The organism is Bartonella sp. AP58NXGY (genome assembly GCF_042195785.1).
Lineage (GTDB): Bacteria > Pseudomonadota > Alphaproteobacteria > Rhizobiales > Rhizobiaceae > Bartonella.
This window is the reverse complement of sequence record NZ_JBHIOY010000254.1, coordinates 388-709: the sequence shown is the minus strand read 5'-3', so window position 1 is coordinate 709 and position 322 is coordinate 388. Positions and strand designations below refer to the sequence as shown.

1 protein-coding gene is annotated in these 322 nt (G+C 35.4%); it reads left to right on the top strand.

Translation table 11 applies throughout. The annotated features are described in order from the left end of the window. Positions 1 to 187 (top strand): hypothetical protein (locus tag ACFINC_RS10790; RefSeq protein ID WP_375617212.1); only part of this gene is annotated, 187 nt, incomplete at its 5' end. Between the last annotated feature and the right edge of the window lie 135 nt (positions 188 to 322).

The following is a 322-nucleotide window of genomic DNA, read 5'->3' as shown; positions in this document are numbered from 1 at the left end:
TCAAGCAACAATACGCTACACTCCAACTTCGCCAAGCCAAGCCCCCTTCATATCACATCCCCTCAAACGATGTTTTTTCTTGATAAAAAACATCAAAGATCAAAACAGATATCTTAATTTTCCTCTTACACGACAGATTGAAAAGTGCCTAGAAAATTTAATTGATCAGCTTCAACCATTAGACTAATATTTAAAAGAAGATTACAGAAAGGAATTTCCTATGCAAAAGAAATTACCCAAAAGTTATATGACAGATGCTGAACGTGAGGAATTGCGAGCAGGCGGTTTAGATTAAGACTGTATCTATTTCTCTGAATCAGAA